The sequence below is a fragment of the Sutterella seckii genome, assembly GCF_009183815.1.
Taxonomy (GTDB): domain Bacteria; phylum Pseudomonadota; class Gammaproteobacteria; order Burkholderiales; family Burkholderiaceae_F; genus Sutterella; species Sutterella seckii.
The window spans coordinates 1-514 of the sequence record NZ_WEHX01000240.1; the positions used below are offsets into that span (position 1 = coordinate 1).

Genomic DNA, 514 nt, shown 5'->3' on the forward strand with positions numbered 1-514 from the left:
ACAAGACGACCTGTAACGCGCTGCTTCTCTGAATCATGTCGGTTCTCGATGAACTTCAATGAATCGATGTTTTGAATGCAATCACAACCCCTGAAGCTGCCTTTATCCGAAGAGAAGCATCTCAACTTCTCCTCAAGACAACTTCAGAATGTCTTTACTTTTCCAAATTTTTAAAGATCGAAATGACTGCTTCTTTCGAAGCACCATTTGAAAGAGCTCTGCATTCTACAGAAGAAGCAGAACTTTGTCAAATGGTCGCGCAACTTTTTTTAGTTGGTGGAGGCAAACGGGATCGAACCGATGACCTCCTGCTTGCAAAGCAGGCGCTCTCCCAACTGAGCTATGCCCCCACGTGACCGAACACACGTTCAAATGAACGCAGGCTCAAGCTGCACAGTGTCTGATTCAACGACCAGATAAGTGTGAACACCGTGAAAGTCTCTGAAGGCGTTCCTTAAAGAACTCGACTCTCTTTAAAGGAGGTGATCCAGCCGCACCTTCCGGTACGGCTACC

Annotated in this window: 1 tRNA gene; it reads right to left on the reverse strand. The window is 46.7% G+C overall.

The features are described from left to right. Nucleotides 1–274 precede the first annotated feature (274 nt). Nucleotides 275–350: transfer RNA gene (locus GBM95_RS12020), tRNA-Ala, on the reverse strand. Nucleotides 351–514 lie beyond the last annotated feature (164 nt).